The 19,314-nt window shown below is 50.4% G+C and carries 17 protein-coding genes and 1 tRNA gene; 2 read left to right on the top strand and 16 right to left on the bottom strand.

The features are described from left to right. The 13 genes from HMPREF2792_RS13225 to HMPREF2792_RS01360 all read right to left on the bottom strand — a co-directional run. Positions 1–478 (bottom strand): amino acid permease (locus HMPREF2792_RS13225; protein WP_232748425.1); only part of this gene is annotated, 478 nt, incomplete at its 3' end. Further along, positions 415–1,008, bottom strand: coding sequence for an APC family permease (locus HMPREF2792_RS13220; protein WP_232748424.1), 594 nt, complete (start codon positions 1,006–1,008; stop codon positions 415–417). The genes HMPREF2792_RS13220 and HMPREF2792_RS13225, both read right to left, overlap by 64 nt. A 167-nt stretch (positions 1,009–1,175) precedes the next feature. After that, complete coding sequence (locus tag HMPREF2792_RS01400; RefSeq protein ID WP_070530285.1) at positions 1,176–2,093, bottom strand: UTP--glucose-1-phosphate uridylyltransferase; 918 nt, start codon at positions 2,091–2,093, stop codon at positions 1,176–1,178. Positions 2,094–2,198: 105 nt separating this feature from the next. Continuing rightward, positions 2,199–2,999, bottom strand: a complete 801-nt coding sequence (locus tag HMPREF2792_RS12540) for an ABC transporter ATP-binding protein (protein ID WP_232748423.1) — start codon at positions 2,997–2,999, stop codon at positions 2,199–2,201. 22 nt (positions 3,000–3,021) lie between these two features. Beyond that, complete coding sequence (locus HMPREF2792_RS01390) at positions 3,022–3,858, bottom strand: ABC transporter permease (RefSeq protein ID WP_369821983.1); 837 nt, start codon at positions 3,856–3,858, stop codon at positions 3,022–3,024. Positions 3,859–3,935: 77 nt separating this feature from the next. After that, a complete protein-coding gene (locus tag HMPREF2792_RS01385) occupies positions 3,936–5,174 on the bottom strand; it encodes a glycosyltransferase (protein ID WP_083306364.1) in 1,239 nt (412 codons plus the stop codon). Between the two features lie 11 nt (positions 5,175–5,185). After that, positions 5,186–7,642 (bottom strand): CgeB family protein, encoded by a 2,457-nt coding sequence (locus tag HMPREF2792_RS01380; protein ID WP_070530278.1) that lies wholly within the window; start codon positions 7,640–7,642, stop codon positions 5,186–5,188. 5 nt (positions 7,643–7,647) lie between these two features. Then, entirely contained in the window at positions 7,648–9,102 is a 1,455-nt protein-coding gene (locus HMPREF2792_RS01375; RefSeq protein ID WP_158011574.1) for a CgeB family protein, read from the bottom strand. 73 nt (positions 9,103–9,175) lie between these two features. Then, positions 9,176–9,844, bottom strand: a complete 669-nt coding sequence (locus tag HMPREF2792_RS01370) for a hypothetical protein (protein WP_158011573.1) — start codon at positions 9,842–9,844, stop codon at positions 9,176–9,178. 167 nt (positions 9,845–10,011) lie between these two features. Continuing rightward, complete coding sequence (wecC, locus tag HMPREF2792_RS01365; RefSeq protein WP_070530270.1) at positions 10,012–11,259, bottom strand: UDP-N-acetyl-D-mannosamine dehydrogenase; 1,248 nt, start codon at positions 11,257–11,259, stop codon at positions 10,012–10,014. 60 nt (positions 11,260–11,319) lie between these two features. Beyond that, positions 11,320–12,732, bottom strand: coding sequence for a hypothetical protein (locus tag HMPREF2792_RS12945; RefSeq protein ID WP_158011572.1), 1,413 nt, complete (start codon positions 12,730–12,732; stop codon positions 11,320–11,322). Positions 12,733–12,755: 23 nt separating this feature from the next. Continuing rightward, on the bottom strand, positions 12,756–14,288 hold the full coding sequence (locus HMPREF2792_RS12535; RefSeq protein ID WP_198530275.1) for a glycosyltransferase: 1,533 nt from the start codon (positions 14,286–14,288) through the stop codon (positions 12,756–12,758). Between the two features lie 10 nt (positions 14,289–14,298). After that, entirely contained in the window at positions 14,299–15,642 is a 1,344-nt protein-coding gene (locus HMPREF2792_RS01360) for a glycosyltransferase family 4 protein (RefSeq protein WP_070530268.1), read from the bottom strand. Between the two features lie 269 nt (positions 15,643–15,911). Here HMPREF2792_RS01360 and HMPREF2792_RS01355 point away from each other — a divergent pair. Further along, a tRNA-Asn gene (locus HMPREF2792_RS01355) sits at positions 15,912–15,984 on the top strand. Positions 15,985–16,677: 693 nt separating this feature from the next. Here the strand turns inward: HMPREF2792_RS01355 and HMPREF2792_RS01350 are convergent. The 3 genes from HMPREF2792_RS01350 to HMPREF2792_RS12940 all read right to left on the bottom strand — a co-directional run bounded on the left by HMPREF2792_RS01350 (position 16,678) and on the right by HMPREF2792_RS12940 (position 18,807). Further along, a complete protein-coding gene (locus HMPREF2792_RS01350) occupies positions 16,678–17,340 on the bottom strand; it encodes a DUF1707 SHOCT-like domain-containing protein (protein WP_070530266.1) in 663 nt (220 codons plus the stop codon). Between the two features lie 75 nt (positions 17,341–17,415). Then, positions 17,416–18,573 (bottom strand): non-hydrolyzing UDP-N-acetylglucosamine 2-epimerase, encoded by a 1,158-nt coding sequence (gene wecB, locus HMPREF2792_RS01345; RefSeq protein WP_070530263.1) that lies wholly within the window; start codon positions 18,571–18,573, stop codon positions 17,416–17,418. Positions 18,574–18,669: 96 nt separating this feature from the next. Beyond that, complete coding sequence (locus tag HMPREF2792_RS12940) at positions 18,670–18,807, bottom strand: hypothetical protein (protein ID WP_154736808.1); 138 nt, start codon at positions 18,805–18,807, stop codon at positions 18,670–18,672. Positions 18,808–19,014: 207 nt separating this feature from the next. On the opposite strand from HMPREF2792_RS12940, the gene HMPREF2792_RS01340 reads away from it, so the two are divergent. Further along, complete coding sequence (locus HMPREF2792_RS01340; RefSeq protein WP_070519625.1) at positions 19,015–19,290, top strand: hypothetical protein; 276 nt, start codon at positions 19,015–19,017, stop codon at positions 19,288–19,290. Positions 19,291–19,314: the final 24 nt, after the last annotated feature.

Here is a 19,314-nt window from a genome sequence, read left to right as displayed (position 1 = left end):
ACGACACTGCTACCAAATAGCCGGTCGCAACAACGACCCACGTCAAAGCCGCACGCCCAAACCACGGGGTTACCAGGCAAACCGCACACACCAAAAGAATCGCATTACGTGGCGTGCGCTGCTTACCATTTAGCTCACCCAGCCGACTCGAGACTAGGTTGGCGCGGCCAAGAGTAAACAAGACTCGGCTTGCCGCAGTGAAGAATCCGTTCAACCCAGTAAGAACTCCGGCGCTGACGGCTACAACCATGAGCACCAATCCGGCAGGCCCCATCACCTCGCTAATCGCTGCCGCCGGCGGCCATGGCTCCCCCCCCTCATAAGCATCGTGATGGGTTCCCACAGCGATGGAGGTCGCGAGCATCATCGCCAAGTAGATCAAGGTCGCCGCAATGACTCCCCACATCAGAAGGCCTAGCGCTTTCTTCGGCGAGAAATTAAACTCGCCCGCCAGTTGCGGAATGGAATCAAAGCCCACGTAGGCCCACGGGCAAAAGCGATGATGGTCGCCACCGCTGCCGCCGGCGCAACGTCGACAGGGAAAGCTGGTGCAAGCTCCGGGCGCTTGGCGACGTAATAAATCACCATCGACGCCAAAATGACCACCACCGCCACAATCATGATCACAACGGCAAAGAACTGAAACTGGCCAGAAAGCGCGCCCCGCATAACCAATTCAGGGAACGTGACACGGAAGACGAGCGTGACCGCCGACGCATTCAACGCGACAACGCACGAATAGCCCAGCGTCAGCGCCCACCCAGCAATAAACGCATGTGTCCGGCCGAGCGCCGCCATAGCGAAGGCCACCCCACCACCCGTCAGCGGCAGCGCACGAATAGTAAAACCGTAGCTCAAACCAATGATTGCAATCATCAGGCCACCAAGGACAAAGCCGATGACCGTACCAGCCAGCCCCGCCTTCTGCATCCAGTCAAAGGGCAAGATATAGACGCCCAAACCAATTGTCGCGCCCAGCGCCATGGCGAAGACCCATGAGGGCTTCATAGTTTTCCGCAGGGTCGTGTTGTCCGACGGCTGGCTTCATCCCAGACGACTAACCGGTTGTGCAGGAGCTTGCCGACGCCGTCGTCCCCAGCGAGATTCTGACGAGTCTAGAGATCACTAATTAGGCGTGCTGCAGGCCCAATGATTTGGGGACGCGATACTAACCGCTACCCCAACTGTGGCCGGTACTTCTCCATAATCGCCTCAAGGTCTCGGAAGAGGGTCGGCCCATACTTCGGGTGGCGGAGACCGAACTCGACGCTCGCCGGGATAAAGCCGGCGGGATTTCCTAGGTCATGGCGAATACCGTCGTGTACAACAACGTGGACAGGGTGGCCTTCAGAGATGAGCAAATCAATTGCGTCGGTTAGCTGAAGCTCTCCACCCTTCCCCGGAGTGATGCGCCGCAGGGCATCAAAAATCGCCCTGTCGAGCAAGTAACGCCCAGTAGCTGCCAGATTTGAGGGCGCATCCTCCACTGGGGGCTTTTCTACCATGCCTACGACCTTCTTTACGCGGTCGTCGTCAGTGTCCTTAATATCAAACACGCCATAGTTAGATACATGGTCAGGATCCACTTCAACCGCTAGGAGCACCGAGCCTCCCTGTTCCTGGCGCACGCGAATCATCTCGCTCATAGCGGCAGTGGGCTCGATGACATCATCCGGAAGCATGACGGCAAAGAAATCCTCGTCATCATCGAGCACTCCCTCAGCCAGTCCAACCGCATGCCCTAGCCCCAAAGGCTTGTCCTGCACCACAGCCACCGGCTGAATAATCTGCGCAGCACGCTCAACCTTTACCGCCTGCTCATCCTTGCCACGAGCACGTAGAGTCTCCACAAGTTCCGGGAACTCATCAAAGTGCCGCATCACTTCGTCTTTGCGGGGCGAGGTTACAACTGCCAACCTAGTCGCGCCAGCCGCTGCGGCCTCCTCCGCAATCATCTCAATACCCGGAGTGTCCACGACTGGCAGAAGTTCCTTCGGAACAGTCTTTGTAGCAGGCAGAAAACGCGTACCCATACCAGCTGCAGGAACAACGACGGATTTCAATCGAGAGGAATCCGAACTAAACACTTTCATACCTACCCTTTACACTAAAGAACCAAATCAATACGGCAGCATTACGTATCACAAACCGCGGATCGGCTCTACCCAAAGTCATGCCCCCACCCAATCGTCATAAGTCTAGAGCCCGTGATTCAGAAACTTGACTGCCTGAGACTCATAGATAATCCTTGGCGGCACGTACGAAGCCTGAGCCTCTGCGAAAAATTGCGCAGCTTCTTCAGGTTTCCCCGTAACCAATCTATGTGCCCAGTCGCGGTATAGTTTACAAACTATTTTGGGGTCGCCTTCAGTTACTACAGCACCTTCGTGAAGCCACAGGGCCCTATTGCAGTTGTCTTCAATTAACTGCGTACCATGCGAAACAAGAAAAATGGTGCCAGCTTGATCAAGAAAGCCGTCCATCCGCTTTTGTGCTCTATCAGCAAATGCAACGTCACCAGTAGACAGAGCCTCATCTACAAGAAGAATATCACGAGCCACAGCAGTGGAAATTGCAAACTTAAGTCTTGCTCCCATTCCGGAAGAATATGTTCGCATAGGTCTATGAACTGCCTCGCCTAGATCGGCAAATTCTGCGACACTTTGCCAGCTTTCATCAGCTTCCCGCTTATTCATGCCTTGAGCCATTAACCCCAGCTTGATGTTCATGACTCCGGACAACTGGGGCTGCAATGCTGCAGATACGCCAAGTAGTGTGGGCTCACCACCTACTAAGACTTCCCCGGAAGTGGCAGCTTCACTGCCCGCAATAAGCTTAAACATCGTCGACTTACCCGAACCATTCCTCCCAATAACACCCACATAATCTCCCCGTTCAGCGACGAAAGAAACTTGCTTAAGGGCATCAACAGTCTCTTTTCGCCGAAGGCCCAGCGTATCTAGGAATGTTGGTTCGGAAGCCGGATAGGATTTAGTCACAGAATTCAGAACGACTGAAGGATCAGATAACTTTAACATATTTCGATTCCGCTCCCCAGAAAACTAGGAAGCCTATAGTTAGGCTGCCGAAGGACCAACACAAAAGTGAAAGCCAATCCCCCCAATCGGGGACTACACCATCGAGCACTGCGCTTCGGACAGAATCAATAAACTGGTACCCTGGATTGGCCTCCATAATAGCCCGTACGCTGGGATGAGTCGCAAAGTTCTCGACCGAGAAAAACACACCGGAAATGTAAAACCACCCTCGACTAACCACTCGAAGCAGAGCTTTAGCATCTGGGATAAAAGCGGTCAGCCAAGAAACCGATAGTATCAACCCCAAACTAAATATATGAATTAGAAAATACAGGGGTATGACACTAACGACAGCGATACCAATCGGCTTATCTAGTTGACATAGCAAAGCAACAATAATCGCCATCGCGGCCGGAGCAAGATTATCGAGAAACTGTCTAACTACAAGCCCGACCGCAAGAGATGCACGAGGGAATCGAAATGCGGCGATCATGGCTCGATTCGATTGAATTAGCCCGGCACCACTGTTCAAACCTTGTTGCAAAAACCCAAAAAAAATAATTCCGATCAACAAAAACCCAATAAAGTTATCAATACCCCTGGAAGTCCTAAGCAGCAATCCGAAAATCAACCCATATGTCGCGGCTTCAACCAAGGGGTTTAGGATAATCCAGAGCTTTCCCAACCACATGCCTCGATGCCCCTGAAACGCACGTGCTCGAGCGTCCAAAAGGATGAAAGACCGTCTGCCCCAGAGTTTCTGTAGATATGCCCCCAACGAGTCTCTAGCATCCAAAGCTCGGACGTCAGAATCGTTCACCAAAATTGATACACGCTGATGCTGAGGTTCTCTCTTATTACCGTTCACACTAGGCACATCTACTCCTCATTTGTCAGCTAAGCCGTCACAGTTGGACCACAGCAGACCAATTTAATCAGTGCGCTACTAGCACTATTCGTTGCCACGTCGGAATTCAAACGAATTCTTGTTAAAGCCGTACCGGCAGGAACCACAATGAAAGCACTGCCTTGCCCCGCATTATCGGCATAAAGCCTCAGGTAATCGCCGCGTTCCTTCGTTCGGGGATAGTGCCCTTCCGCCTTTTCCATATCTGAAAAATCAAATGACAGCGTAAAATGGTTATTCGACTTCTGGTCGCACAATATTGAATAATCAACACGGAATACAACCCCTTCGCTGCTATATTCCATGCTATCTATGGAAAGCTTGTGCCACTTTCCAAGTCTCAATTCTTCCTCTGCATCATACTCAATCGATTCGGCGTATCGACTGCGGCAGACAAGACCCGGGAACTCAGCGATAATGTCACGAAACGACATCTCACCATATTCGCTCAATTGACTAAGTCGGTTTATCAGTCGGCCACCTACAGGCGAAACAAAGCTCGAAGTATCTTGAGTAGAATGGAGCATTTGCAAGCTACCCACGACAGTCGGGTCAACGATGGTGGGAATTATGCTGTCAATATTGTGATGAGCCGGAAATCCTGGCTCCTCAAAGGAATTAAGAAAATTATTAGCGCGGCAAATATAAGCTTGACCAGCAGATGGATTTCGAATGAACTTCTTTCTGATATCACTCACAAGGCCATTTGAGTACAAGGTCGCCGCCTGGATAGGGAAGGATACGGCCATACCTATATTCTCATGAATCAAATACCTTTCCAAGCTATCAAAGTAGGACTTGGAAAGAACATCGTCGTCGTCTAACCTAACCCACGCATATAGACCTCGAAAACCGGCTCCCCAAGACGAAACCTCGTCACGAACACTGTCTGCCATGCTCGAATCTGAAACAAGGATGGGCTTGAAAAACTCAAACTTTTCAGAGAGCTCCGCCAACGCCAACTTATATCGATCAGGCAAGTTTTCCGAATACTGGACTAAGTGAATGATATTATGACTAATAGAAGCATCGGCAAGGGCAGGCACCGTGATGTGCGAAAGTATATCGAGACGCTTGTCTAAGCGTTCTGGAGCAAACAACCGTCGTTCAAATTCTTCACTGTTGCTTCCAAATTCCTGACGCAATCTTAACCCACCAGCGCTCGGGCTAAATACCGAAAAACGAGTGACAACGATTACCGGAATTCCTTTAGTGTATGGATCAAACATCTTAACCTCACTTAGTTTTTAGATTCAAGAACCCTTGGTACATTGCTTCCTGCCAAGATTAGGCTCCTCCGAAAGTCGGCCACGCATTCGGCAGAAAATGCACGTTCACGAGGAATGAGCCTAGATGCTCCAAGATACTCAGCTTCAAGCCTGATGTGAGTTGTTCCGTTGACACGCTGCACCAGCAAATCGGAAAGTTCTTGGATGGAACCGGACCACTCGACTTTTCCATCTACTACAACTCTTACCCGCCAATCTCGGCCGCTCCCTATATAGAACCGTTCGCGAATCTTGAGGTTTACGGATCCGCTTCCCTGTACGTCCCTAGTCCATGACAATGGAATCTCCAGCTTGTCACCAGACTTTAGCATTGGGAGACAAACGTCTTTTTCAAAAATCAAAGACACCATATCGAGAAAATCTAGATTTCCACGCTCTATAAGGGCCCGTCCGGATTCAAGCTTTTCCATACTCTTAGCCACTGAGTAGTCGCTTGCGGAGAGCAATTCTAACTTAGCGCGGAGCTCTCCTGGATTGCCAACTAGTGTCGTAGCAACATCCAACGGGTAGATTTGGTCGATGTCGGGCACACGGTTAGAAAACACCCAATCGGCCGCTGTCAAAATGTACGGAACCAAGTGAGAGATCTTTGGGTTGTTGCGAGTTCCAGAGTGAGTTAGAAGAGCCACCTCTGAAGTTAGATACTCAGCCAGTTCACTTAAAGTCGCACCTTCCAACTCCTCGTAATGATAAATTTTATCAATCGCGAGAAGAGGCATATCGGCTGTAAATGCAGGAGCGAAAACGTTCTCGGTTGACTGATCCTTATTCACCTTGATAATAGAACTCTTACGATGTTGCTCAGACACTAGCCTTGCAAAATCAGGGTGTATAAGCGCAGGCAAGAAGTGAACGTTTTCGAAGCCTCGCGAGGCCATGTAGTTATAATTACGCCGATTTGAGGTAATTACTAGGTCATAAAACTCCGCCATTCGAGCTATGACTTTAGTTCCACTCGAATGCCCAGATTCAAAACCTATTGTTTTGATTCCATTATCTCGGAGAAGGTTTGCACCGGTAGAAGTAATCGCTGCAGATGTGTCAGCAACGATGAGCACGCTGCGCTGCGCACTAAAGGCCTCTAGGAGGCGGCCTACATTCACCGCTGTATCACAAACTCGGGATGGATCTGGTACTAGCAATCGAGTCTCTTCCGAAGCAGCCAACGTGTTTACTTTTATACCGTTGCGTTTCAAAAGTTCGACAATTACTGAAGAGCGAGAAGTCTCTGCCGCACCATCCTCTTGCAGCACAATGACTTCATTGATTTGTTCTCGGAGATCTTCCAGATTCCGTTCCTTCAGAACAATCTCACTAGCCTCTCGAGGAGTATTAGCTGCAGCTTCCGCCACTGCGCTTCTACCATCAAACTGTGTGAACCAAACTTCTCTTTCTGCAGCGTCGAGTTGCTTCCAGTTGTCAGACTCCAACAGCGCTTCTAGTGCAAGCACGCGAGATTCAGCTGAGAAATTTCGGTCAAAGCGTTCGCCGACCCTAGAACTTAGATCTGCGAGCCCACCACTTGCGCTTAGCTCGCGAAAAGCTTCATCGGCTTCATGAATGGTTGAGGCAGTAAGCATCTCAGGGTAGCTTCTAAAGACTGCATCGGAGGGAACGACCGAAATTGTTGGAATTCCCATTGCCATGTACTGAATCACTCGGCTCGGGTACTCGAAAAACCCTAGGGCTCCTAAACCCTCAAACCAAGTTTCAAGGCCTCGGTGATCGCGGAAAAACTGGGGAATATTTAGCGCAGCGCGTGTACTGGCCCCAGACAAAAGGACTTCGTTGTTCCCGTCTAGATAGCCTCCTGAAAGCCCGATATAGTCCGCTCCGACATTGCCGTGTACTCGCACACTACTGGTTAGCCCGGCAAGCTTAAAATATCTCGACCTCCTAACCTCATCTTGGACATTCCCCAAGAACATTAGGTCAACCAACGGTTCGGCTTTACCCCAAACTCTGGGAAAGGCTTCGTGATCGGTCCAGAAAGGAAAATTAACGCCAGTTGGTCGGCCGAAATACTCCTCGTAAAACTCGAGAACCTTGACGTTTCCACAGTGCAGAACAAGGTCATAAGAATCGACTATCGGCCCATAAGAGAGATCAAAAAGAACTGGATCATCTGAAAGCCAAGCTACAAGTGTAATTCCTTGCTTCTTTAACTTCTTTAGAAGAGAAAACGGAAGCGAGGCTGGTCGCATGACGAAACAAACGTCTGAGTCGAAATCTATAACTCGACGCACTGCTACCTCAAGCGCAGTTTGGTCTTGTCCTGGGGTGGGAAATTTAAAGCCGTGGCCGATCTTTCCCGTGTTCAGGACACTGTGACCGCGGGCAACCAAGGCCCGCTCCAGACTAGAGGCAACGTGTGTTTCCAAAATGCCATCATAAATTGATATCCGCATATCCTTTACCTAACTGCCTTAGAATCCAGTTCTAGCGACCCGTTGTTGATTTCAAAGGAATCAGCCGCATAGACTCGAATAGGAGATGCATTTGGGCTGGAATCCTCGAACACGAGGGCTGGAAAATCTGACGAATCAATCGATGTGAGCCAGCCGGTATTCGGAAGATAGTCAGTGAACTCTTCCTCAAACCAAGCGTCCCCGTAACGGAATGATTTACACACAAGTGCAGCGTTCTGTTGGCGTAAGGTCATTAAAAGGTCGAATGTGAAGTACTGTCCATATTCTACCTTTGGATTCACATACAATCTCAACTTCTCCACGTCATCGAGTCCCGCTGAGTCGGCTGATGCGCCGTTTGTAAAGTAGACCGATTCTGGTAGTAGCTGCCTATCCACGAACTTTCTAAGCCAGCCACTATCCAATTTAATCGAGTCATCGACCGGCACAACTTCTATATAGGTAGGGATAGTTTTATCAGAAATACCCAAGGTAGAAAGTATCGTCTCAACCCGGTGCTGATAAGTGTGATTGGCCATGGTTACTCTCCACGCCGATTGAGCCAATCGCCGACGGTAGTCGTTATCGTTAATCAACGAAGAAAGCTTTGGCAGTACTTCCGAGCGATCATTGGCCAATAGTATTTCGTCCGAAGAATAGACGGATCTGATTGCCTCGCTCTCCATCCCGAAAACAGCAGTCTTACAAGCTGACAGTTCGAAAACTCGCCTAGCGCACATCGTCTTGGAGTCAACGACCGAGTTTACATTTAAGAAGACCTTGAAATCGCGATAGGCTTTCACCATCTCATCATATGGGAGGCTTCCAACAACATTTTCGGAATAAGGTTCAGGGAACTGGTATCTCGGATCTCCTCCTAAGGCTCGAGAAAAGATCGAGAAATCGAACTTGTTCGCAGCAGGAAACAACGACTCCATCTGCTCACGACGTTCAGGAAACTTGTGCGAAAAGTACTGACCCGCAAACGCTACGTCGCCCATCTTCTCCGAACCGCTTCGCTGTGGGTTGTGTAAACGCGGAGATGCAGCAAACTGCAAAAGCTTAACAGTGGCCTTCGGCACCAATGCTTGGTATCGGGGGATCATCGAGTCGTCACTTGTAAATATATAGTCGAACAGCTTCGCTGTCTCTATGAAATCATCAAAGTGCGGAGGATCCTCTTTATTCCAAAACACCGTGGGAATGGCTCTTTGATTGCACGCCTCTATCAGATCTCTCAAAGGTTGCTTTGGCCCACTGGAAGAGGTGACCATATATTTCCACCGGCCGTTGTTTCCGTTCCAAGCGGATTCAACCAAAAGGAAATCAGGCCTTATATAGTCAAGGTCCAACTCAGCCTTATTAGGGCTTACCAGCCAAAGATTTAGAAAATCCGAGAAAGAGCGGACAGAAAACTCGTCCAGAATTGCTACGACGTTTCTTTTCTTTGGGTCTGGCACTAACGAGTAGGGCCTTTGTGTCTTACGATACTGCGCTAGCAAGCGTTCCCGAGTGCTCAATTTTCTATCCACACTATCCTTCTAGGCTTCTAACGATTGACGCCGGGTAAATGTCAGACTGCGGGTGCCCGAAAGCGACCCTAACCGGAGTTCCATAGGAAATACTATCGATACAGTTTTCAGCCTTTCGAGCCGAAGGGCCAAAGTATAAATTAGCCGTCTCGCTAATCCAGCTAAAGGGCACTTTCCGGCAATAATTTGATTCTTGTTCAGTTGAATCCAACCACACCACGATATTGCTATATCTACCTACCTCAAACAGTGGAGTGGCTGATGAGTCTGTAATGTCGTAAACCCTAACCATCTCAAAAGTGGAGGGCGCGAGTACCTGCCGAAGCTTCTGCAGCCCATCTCTACCGCCTATCAGCAGCGACTCCCCAGGCTGACGCAAGTATTCTGCTATCAATCCGAACGCGCCCTCAACATTCTCCGTTGCTAGCGCTTTCCCCCCATCAGAGTTAGTCTTAGCTCCCCTTGAGATCTTCGCTAGGCCTTCCTCAATGGTTAGTTGAATTCCGTCCATCGCGAAACCCAATTCATCCCATTTGGCAGTCTCGTCGACACTCGTAGCTGCTTTAACCTCGTTAAGCTGACGTTCCAGCTTCCTCTCCATGCGAACGACCGAAAAACCTATCAGCCTTACTTTCAAGAAAACGCTATAAACGGGGGCAAGGATAGCCAAGATTCCAGACCCCACTGCTACCCGAACTGAATCTAATGCAAGAGCTGCCAAAGCTGTGCAAAACGAAACGGTACCAATAACCAATAGCCAGCGCGCTACCGCTGCTGAACGTGGACTACGGCGTTTCGGCGACCGTCTCTCTTCTACAGGCTTCTCAACCCCCATCACTACTTCCTCCAAATTCCTCGGGTATCGATCACAGTGGCAGAATCAGGAATACTGTCACCGATACCATAGAATTCATCGTGATCTACAAGAAGCGCCACTACACTGGAGTTGGCAGTTGCTTCCGTTGCTGACACCAATTCAACATTTTCAAACTGCTCCAATACGGGAGGTAGTGATGAAATGTTCGGTTCTGCAACTCGAACAGTGTGGTCAGGAAACTCTTCAGCTACTCTACAAGCGATCTCCAAGGCAGGAGACTCTCGAAGGTCATCAATATTGGCTTTAAACGAAAGTCCCAACAGGGAAATGCTCGTGTTCTTACTGCTAGAGCCTAGACCCTTTCGGATTTTCTCGAGAACCCACCCAGGCTTTCCATCATTCACCTCGCGTGCAGTCTGAATAATTCGCGCATACTTCGGAGCGGTTGACACGATAAACCAGGGATCAACGGCGATACAGTGACCTCCTACGCCTGGCCCAGGCTCGAGAATATTGACCCGAGGGTGATGATTGGCTAGCTCAATTAACTCCCATACGTCGATATCGAGCTCATCAGAAATAAGAGACAGCTCGTTAGCGAACGCAATGTTTACATCGCGAAATGAGTTCTCGGTAAGCTTCGCCATCTCGGCGGTTCTTGCGTTAGTACGCAACAACTCGCCTTCGCAGAAAGACGCGTAAACTTCACACGCCCTTTGGGTTGCCTCTTCGTCCATTCCGCCGATAATTCTATCGTTGGTAACCAGCTCCTCCATCGCTTTTCCAGGAAGGATTCTCTCTGGACAATGGGCGAAGCGCAATCCCGACGATATCGAATTTGGCCCTGAAAGCTCTGGACGAATTTCAAAAATTCGCTGGGCAAGCTTCTCCGTAGTTCCCGGCGGTGATGTCGACTCTAAGACAATTAGTTCATCTCCGTAGAGCTTGGGAGCAATACTCTCTGCTGCTGAATAAATATAACTCATGTCGCAGGTGTGGTCTGCGTTGAAAGGTGTCGGAACCGCCAAAATGAATGTCGAGGCCTCAGGTGGCTCGGTGGTTGCGCGAAAATTCCCCGAGCGGATGGCTGTTTTAAGAGCCTCCTCCAAGCCGTTCTCGACTATTGTTACTTCGCCTCGATTTATCCGCTCAACATTTTCAGCGTTGACATCCAAACCAACTACTTGGAGGCCACTATTCGCCATAACCACCGCAGTAGGCAACCCAATATAGCCCAATCCTACAAAGCAAACTTCCGCTTTTGACATAACTACCTTTCCCTCTCGTTTGTCGAGAGATCTCTTTCGTATAATAGCCCACTCGTTCGGTTACTGAGTAGAGTAAACCTGCCCTCGACCCTTTAAGAGATCAAAAAGCTCTGGTGCTAGCAGGGGACTATGACCGTCTCTTTGTGAGTTGTAGAAACGCAAACTCGAGTTTGCTGAAATAGTTGCAGCTCCCGGCGTATTCCAGAACGCTAGAAGTGCCGAAAGTTGATTTTTGACGTCTGTTGAGCTGCAAGCATTCACCACATAGTCAAACTCGGGAGCGTAGGAGGTGCATCTCCAGAGGTCGATCAGTGATATCCTTTCGCGCCATTCATCCCGGAAGGTCGGTCTGTCCGACCACTTCCCGTAGACCGCTTGCATTAACTCTTTAACCTGAGTTCGACCTTCATACTTTAGCCAATCAAGCTGAGGATTATTTGCAATAACACTGTCGACATGGGTGATAGTGCCGCATGCTAACGCCTGAAATCCACCACCTGACGACCCGTACAACCTAATCGTTCCTTCATCCGGACCGAGATTTCGCTCTATCCGCCAGTAGTCTGACACCGCAGACACAACAGCACTCTGAGCAACGATTCCCCAGTATCCCTTCGAACCTTGTCCCCAGCCCAGAGCTAGACTCGGGAAAAGGTTTTGCGTGGGGTCAGCGATAGAGCAGCAATCTTCATTCATTGAGGCCCACAAGGTATGGCGTTGGAACACAGGCTTTCCTGCCGCACGAAGTGGATCGATCGCACCGTTAAAAAAGATTGTCAGCCTCGAAGAAGCTTTTTCGCTCGACAACTTAAACCCCAAGAGCACGTCAACGTTATATTCGGTCCCTCGAACGCAAAGCTCCCGTTTCTCTGTCTCTGGCTCACTTTCCAAACAAGTAAAAGCAGATTTCCTTATCTTCAAGTACTCATCAAAATCAGACGAGTCCAGCCTCCACTTCACAAGGCTTTGCCGAAGCCGTCGGTCTAACCACGTCGCTCTACGAGGAAAGTCCACCAATGAGCTGTCACGATATTTTGAACCGAGCGATTCGACTTCTATATCGACGTCAACGCCTGCGACTTCGATTCCTACATCCCGCAACCTAGAAGTAACCGTTACATTTGGCAGATCTGAGCGTCGGACAATAATGCAGGCCAGTCCAATCACGCTATCGAGCTCATTGGTTAGCCAGTTCAGAACGCGATCGACGGTAGATTTGCGGCCTTCAGACACGTCCGATGGCAAACTCTCATCCCTTTTACCGGGAACCAAATTTAAAACAAAAACCAAATCATGTTGTCCCGATCGTTTTTCAAGATGCTTCGAGAGCAAGTCTTGTATATCTTGGACGCTTTCTAGAGGCTGTTCTGGATTAACATTGAAATACTCGCCACTCGAATTCGAGACAATTTCATCTAAAACTTCATTATTCCCAAACACATTGAGAACCCCGACGTTTATCTTTTTCTGCAACCTGCTTCTCCCTTTCAGATTAGCTATTCTGGATTCGAAATTTCATTAATTAAAGTTTCATATTTTTTGGCATTCATTCTCCAAGTATGGCTTTTTGCCCATTGAATCAAGTCTTCTTTTGAGTGAGGAGAATCTAGTTCTAGGCGGATTGCATTTGCAAAATCGGCAGTATCACCCGGTCTAAAGCTCCGCATCAATCCACCTGTAATCTCTCGCAGGGCGGGAAGATTCGAACCAACTACGGGAATCCCCTTCGCCATCGCCTGCAGTGGTTTTAGAGGCGTTACAACCCGGCATACTTCTACATCTAGCCGTGGAATGACAAACAAGTCGAGCAGGGAATACCAATGATTGACTTCGCTTACCGGCACCCGTCCCACGAACGTGATCCTGTTTGCCACTTCTAAGCGATCAGCCTCTTCACGCAATCTTTCAAGCTCGTCACCATCCCCCACAATCACGCAGTGAATCTCAGGAATCTGGGCAACAGCTCCAACCAACAAACATAGGCCTTCATACCCAACTACGGATGTAACAGTACCTATAGTCGGTCTATTAGGAATCGAGTAGCGTTGTCGCAAGGCTTGAGCTTCTTCAGCAAAAAGCAAAAAATCGTCTTCAGTTACACCGTTTGGAATAATTTCTATTTTTTCCTCGGATATCCCGCGATCAACAAGACGGTCCTTATACACCTTGCTGAGGACTACCACTCTGTCCGCAGCATTCATTGCTGCGACCTCTTGCCTCCTCAACAATGAAAATAGCTCACTCTTGCGTGCATCGATGTTTCCAGCAAGTTCCTGTCTAGCTGCCCAAGTAGACTCCAATTCGCCTCTTACTTCGTAGATCCATGGCACACCCAAATCGACCGCTATATCTCTAGCAACCAATGCGTTTTTAAAGTCTGTGGTTGCAACTATAGCCTGCGGAGTCGCCCCGTTTAGTTCCCGAAGCACCATTTTAGCCGTGGCGTGTATCCGCTTTTGTGGATTTGGCGACACCGCCCAGGGAATAAGTTGACGATAGCTAATGCCATCAACAGTTACCTTTGCTCGACTAATTCGCTTACCTACGAGAGCCGGGTAACCAATCCGAGTAAACGCAATAGGAACGATCCCCACCAAGGCAAGCGCCTGAAGAGTGTTGTGCGACCGTATCGTATAACCAGATTGGGTATACGGAAAGCTATTTGTTAACAAGAACAGTACGCGGTGCGCCTCTCCCCGGGCCCTCGGCGCCAAACTCTTCTCTCTCGACTCTGAAAGTCGAACGCCTTCTTGGAAGAAAAGCAAACTATCTTTCGCACTTTTTATCTTTAGGGAGTGCAGAAAACGATACCAAACCGGTTGTGTACAAAACCAGTTTATACCAGCAGACAAGTTCCCTTCTCTGATTAGACGCTGTCCGTATGGTTCAGTTGTCCTTACCCAACTTTCGATTCTGCGCAGAACGAAAACAGTTTTCTTACACCCAAGTTCACTAAGCCTCAAACTAGTCTTGCCCAAAAACTCAACTTGATTCTCGGAAAGACGGAAAAAAGAGGAAGTAATAACCAAAGAAATCTGTCTAGCGCTTAGAAATCGCATGCTTTATTTGCACCTCTTTCAAAAGGTTCGAAAGCAATGAGTCAGCAACGCGACGCCGCTCATTTTCAACCCACTTCTGTCCAGCATTTGAAACTTTCAGCAATGACTTATCCTCAGACAACTTCTCCCAGATTGCGGCCAACAACTCCGGACTCTCTGGAGGTGCTACATGCCCAGCGTTTAGCTGCTGGATTATCCTAGCTGCTTCCCCTTCCACAACCCCTGTTATATGAATACCCATTTCCATTAATTCATAGGTTTTTGATGGAACTGTACGCCCCAACGGCTCCCAATCGGTTAAGTGCACTAGCGCGGTATCAGCCCACAAATAGTGCTCCGAGATATCTTTTAACGAAGTTCGTTCGACGAATTCTGCATTTACGCCTTCCCGGGCTGCCAGTCGCTTTACACTTTGCCTCGCAGCACCCGCACCAACGAACTTTAAAGAAATATCTATCCCCCGCTCTCCTGCTATCTTTGCAGCCTCAATTGCATTCAGAAGATTCTGCGCTCTTCCAATTGTCCCAGCGTAAAGCACCTTTAATGTCGGTTTGTTTGCTGACAAACCCGAGCCTTCCCGGCGAGCATTTCTAACCTCTTGAGCGCGATTTGGGAATACATTCCTGATCGTTACTATGTGGTTCGAGACCTGTTGGCCGGAGAACCTCTCCCTAAATTCGTTCCCAAGGTCACTTGCTGTTACGACTAGCCCATTCGCTGACCTAAGCGCTTTATTCAGGAATCTTTCAACGATGTACACAACGAGTGTCCGAGGGGAGATACCCCGCACATCAGCACTGAGAATTTTTTCCTTGTAAGAACGTCGATCCAATCCCATGTTCCACCGAGAGGATTGTTGAAGCAGGTCGGGCCAAGCATCCCGTAGATCAATTATATAGGGTAGCCCATACATCAACGCCGCAATCCGCGCGACGAAAGCTGTTGGCAATGCAGGAACCGTTCCAATAATAATCTCCGGATCAAATTGCTTAAGGCGCTTATGCGGCAGCACAAGCGCTCGTAACATGCCTAGGGCAACAGTCATTTGGTTCAGTGCCTTCATCGTCAAAGATCCCCTAAACGGAACATAGCCGGTTCGGAGAATCATTTCACCCGAAGGCCCTCGCTCACTTTCCATGGTCGGTCTAAAAGACCTTCTGAAAACCCACTCCCTAAACCCTACTTCGCGTTGATAGTTTGCGGGCGGTGCTATTACAAACACTTCGTCCCCCGAATCTGACATCAATTCAGTCAACCAAGCCCAGCGCCGCTGCGGCACACCCTGCTCGGGATACCAATACTGCGAGATCACCAACACACGCATGCTCGCTTCATCCTTCAGTAAATCGTGCCGTTTCTACATACTACTTTCGATGAGTCTAACCGAATGCTCAGTTTCATCGCCATCAACAGGCGTTAATGTTTCAATAGCTCTTCGCCTTCATCCCACGATGCAGCTGAGCTAAAGAATCCGGCGTCCAGTAGACAATTCTAAGGTCGTGAGCTGCGGATTTGCACTTTTTTACCCTCGGTGTATATAGTTAATCCTCGTTGCACAGAGCAAAGCGAATTGCTCAGCAGCACACTGTATATTCCTCCATAGCTCAGTTGGCAGAGCATTCGACTGTTAATCGAAGGGTCACTGGTTCGAGCCCAGTTGGAGGAGCGAAATAGCCGCTTGCACCCAAGCGGCTTTTTGCTTTCCTATTTAGGATTCACCCGTTTCCTGGGTTAAGGGGGTTAAGGGTCAAAATGTGTGTCCGGCTTGGCGTTTCGCTGGGGCTAGATTTACCATCTTCCAGGCCGGCCGACTGGGCGTCGACGGTGTTAGTGAAGTCCTAGGCGTTGGGATAACCAGTACGGCCGGCGGTGCACTAGGAAACGCCGGCCAGGCGGCAACTACTACGCCACCGTCCCAATGTGCGCGACACTAGAACCATTTCATTGAGCTAATTCCGTTCAGGTTGTCGGCGCAGCACAGCCGGCGATGAGCTGGACAGATACTGCTTCATTGGTGACATCGGGGGGGGGAATCTTGTTGGCGGAGAATCGCCCGATCTATACCGCCACCGGTCGAAGCCTCAGCTGTTCGATTCGTTGCATCTTGTATCTCCACCGCAGTGCTAGTGTGGTCGATTTTTGGCAATGAATCACCTCACCGCCGTTAACTACCGCAGGTTGGCAGCCGCACCGTGGATTTGGCGTTCCAACGCCAGATATATGCCCCCAAAGCGCATACTCTGTGAGAACCTACAGGTCAGCCCCTAGAAATCCCCAGTTCCAGACACACTTTCTGCCCCTTAGCCCTAACCCGCTATTATCGTGGAAATGTCATGCCCTTTAAATCCCCGTCACTGACCTAGCGCTTAACAACGTGCACGTCCACCCCTCCAAAAAGGCTAAAGCAGTTGACGACAACCTCTGGAGCGCTAGCAGGTAGATCGGCGGGGTCGATAGCACCACCGTCAACCTTGACGTCGTGACCACCGAAGAGGCCGATGCCACTAACTCGAACACGGAAACCCTCGGGAATCCATACGTCGACACCACCAAAGACTCCAACCGCTTCGATCGTGGTTACGTGGTCTCTCAGTGAAGCACCGCGCAGGTCGACATCTGTACCACCAAAAATGCCCATTGTGGTGTGGCGAGCAGCAATCGGGGTACTTCGAACCGTAGTGCCACCGAAAATACCCAAGGAAAGGCTCTGAGCACCACTAACGGATGGTTCAACTTGAACCAGTGCGCGGTCAACAGTAGAAGCAAGCTCACCATCCACAGTGTTCAGCGCGTGAGAACTCTTTGAGGCGACCTCATGGCTACCAAAGAGAACTCTTCCTGGATGCTCAAGGAGATCGGAAACGAGGTCGAGCAACTCACCGCGTGTCGTCGCGTTGGCGCATGCGGAAGAACGTTCCTCAAATTCGGCGACGCTGATTTGGCCGACGGACATCGCGTCAGCTAGGACTTGAGAAGCTGCGGTGCGTTGAGAATTAGTGCATTTAATGTCGCGTAGTTCCATGGCTTTACCTTACGTGGAACCACATGAATGGGCAGGGCAACTAGAAATTGGCACCTACCCATCCATTTCATTTCGCTATAGCTCAATCCCTGGGTCAAAGTCCGGCAGGCGCTCCCCCACACCGAGGAGTTCGGCAATAGCGGCAACAGCACGCTCTGCGGCCTTACCGTCGCCATAGGGGTTAACAGCGTTGGCCATAGAGTTGTACGCAGCGTCATCATCGAGCAGAAGCTTAGCTTCCGCCACGATGAGGCTACGGTTGGTACCCACAAGCTTCACAGTGCCAGCAACAACAGCTTCAGGGCGCTCAGTGTTCTGGCGCATGACTAGGACTGGCTTACCCAGTGCTGGTGCTTCCTCCTGGACTCCGCCGGAATCAGTGAGGATGATGGTTGCACGGTCAAGCAGTTTGGTGAACTGATCGTACGGAAGCGGATCCGTGATGAGAACATTGGGCAAAGACTCGACTTCCGGAAGCACAGCTTCACGAACCTTTGGGTTCAGGTGTAGCGGCAGGACAAAGTTGATGTCCGAGTAATCTTCCGCAAGGTCCTTGACCGCGCCGCCAATCTCCTTCATCGCTTCAAGGTTTTCACGGCGGTGGGTGGTGACCACCACGAGGCGCTTACTAGATTCGGCTGCTTCCTGCAGGGCGGGATCCTCAAATTCGGTATCCCAGCTGGCGGCCTCCAGCAGTGCATCGATGACAGTATTACCGGTGACCGCGATGTCCTTCGACCGGACGTTCTCACGGCGCAGATTTTCCATCGAGCCTGCAGTCGGCGCGAGGTGCAGCTCCGCCACCTGGCCGATGAGCTTCCGGTTGGCTTCCTCCGGGAACGGAGAGTGAATGTCACCGGTACGCAGACCGGCTTCGAGGTGAACGATCTTCACGCCTCGGTGGAAACCAGCCAGTGCTGCGGCCATTGCGGTCGAGGTATCACCCTGGGAAATGATGACATCAGGTTGTTCGGCATCGATGATCTCATCTAGTCCCATCAGCGCACGGGAAACAATTTCATTGAGCCCCTGACCGGGCTTCATAAGGTGAAGATCCAGCTTTGGCTCAATGCCAAACATGGTATTAACCTGTTCCAGCATTTCCTTGTGCTGACCAGTGGAGACGGCGACGGACTCGAAACGCTCGTCCTTCTCCAGAGCCTTGATGACCGGTGCCACCTTGATGGCTTCAGGGCGGGTACCGTACACGGTCATAATCTTTGGCTTAGACATAGACTTCCTTTGTTGACTACTGGGAGAGAATCTCCATAAGAGTCTACAATGCCCTTGCTTCGCGCACATGGCCCGGAGGTATCGAGGAGATGAACGTTAGTCCTCGCTCACGGTGACTTCGCGCGGTTCTTCAAGGCAATTGGTGCGGGGCTCAGCTGCCGCCACGCTGGCTGTTAGCAGCGCCGACATGGCCACGGCCGCCGATACCGCATGCGTACGCTTCGAAGTCTTCACAGGTATTAAGTTAACTGAAGCGAATGCATTATGGGAAGAGTTCCTCTCATATCTATTCGGTATCCCTGTTCGCTCCGCTGCCAGAAGGCCACCTGCCCCGGACTGATTTGGCAGGTAGGCTATTCATGAGAATTGCACGTTGCCCGTACGTTGTACGCAAACGCCGGCTGTTGCGCTGGCTAAAAGTAAGGGGATGACTAGTTTCCAATGATCCAATTTGTTGTGGGTGCTGCCGCCGGATACGTCTTTGGAACCAAGGCGGGGCGCAAGCGCTATCACCAAATTAAGGGTGCCTACGAGAAGGCCGTCAACTCCCCAGCCACCAAAGCCGCGGTGCGCTCCGCACGCAAGGCAGTGGCCAACCGCTTGGACCCGGAACCGCGCATGCGTGAGCTTAAGGATTACAACAAGGGGCGCCGCGGCAAGCGCGGCACCGCGGATGGTGTGCAACCGGATCGGATTTACGAGCCGGACGAAGATTAGCGCGTACGCTACAACGCGTGCGCG

This window comes from Corynebacterium sp. HMSC068H04 (genome assembly GCF_001811255.1).
GTDB lineage: Bacteria > Actinomycetota > Actinomycetes > Mycobacteriales > Mycobacteriaceae > Corynebacterium > Corynebacterium hesseae.
The sequence above is the reverse complement of the archived record's forward strand: the minus strand, read 5'-3'. Positions and strand labels throughout refer to the sequence as shown.

Bases quoted from the DNA above. Each gene is read 5' to 3' on its own strand.
- HMPREF2792_RS13220 (WP_232748424.1), bottom strand. From the start codon at position 1,008: ATGAAGCCCTCATGGGTCTTCGCCATGGCGCTGGGCGCGACAATTGGT.
- HMPREF2792_RS01400 (WP_070530285.1), bottom strand. From the start codon at position 2,093: ATGAAAGTGTTTAGTTCGGATTCCTCTCGATTGAAATCCGTCGTTGTT.
- HMPREF2792_RS01385 (WP_083306364.1), bottom strand. From the start codon at position 5,174: ATGTTTGATCCATACACTAAAGGAATTCCGGTAATCGTTGTCACTCGT.
- HMPREF2792_RS01380 (WP_070530278.1), bottom strand. From the start codon at position 7,642: ATGCGGATATCAATTTATGATGGCATTTTGGAAACACACGTTGCCTCT.
- wecC (WP_070530270.1), bottom strand. From the start codon at position 11,259: ATGTCAAAAGCGGAAGTTTGCTTTGTAGGATTGGGCTATATTGGGTTG.
- HMPREF2792_RS01360 (WP_070530268.1), bottom strand. From the start codon at position 15,642: ATGCGTGTGTTGGTGATCTCGCAGTATTGGTATCCCGAGCAGGGTGTG.
- HMPREF2792_RS01350 (WP_070530266.1), bottom strand. From the start codon at position 17,340: ATGGAACTACGCGACATTAAATGCACTAATTCTCAACGCACCGCAGCT.
- wecB (WP_070530263.1), bottom strand. From the start codon at position 18,573: ATGTCTAAGCCAAAGATTATGACCGTGTACGGTACCCGCCCTGAAGCC.
- HMPREF2792_RS01340 (WP_070519625.1), top strand. From the start codon at position 19,015: ATGATCCAATTTGTTGTGGGTGCTGCCGCCGGATACGTCTTTGGAACC.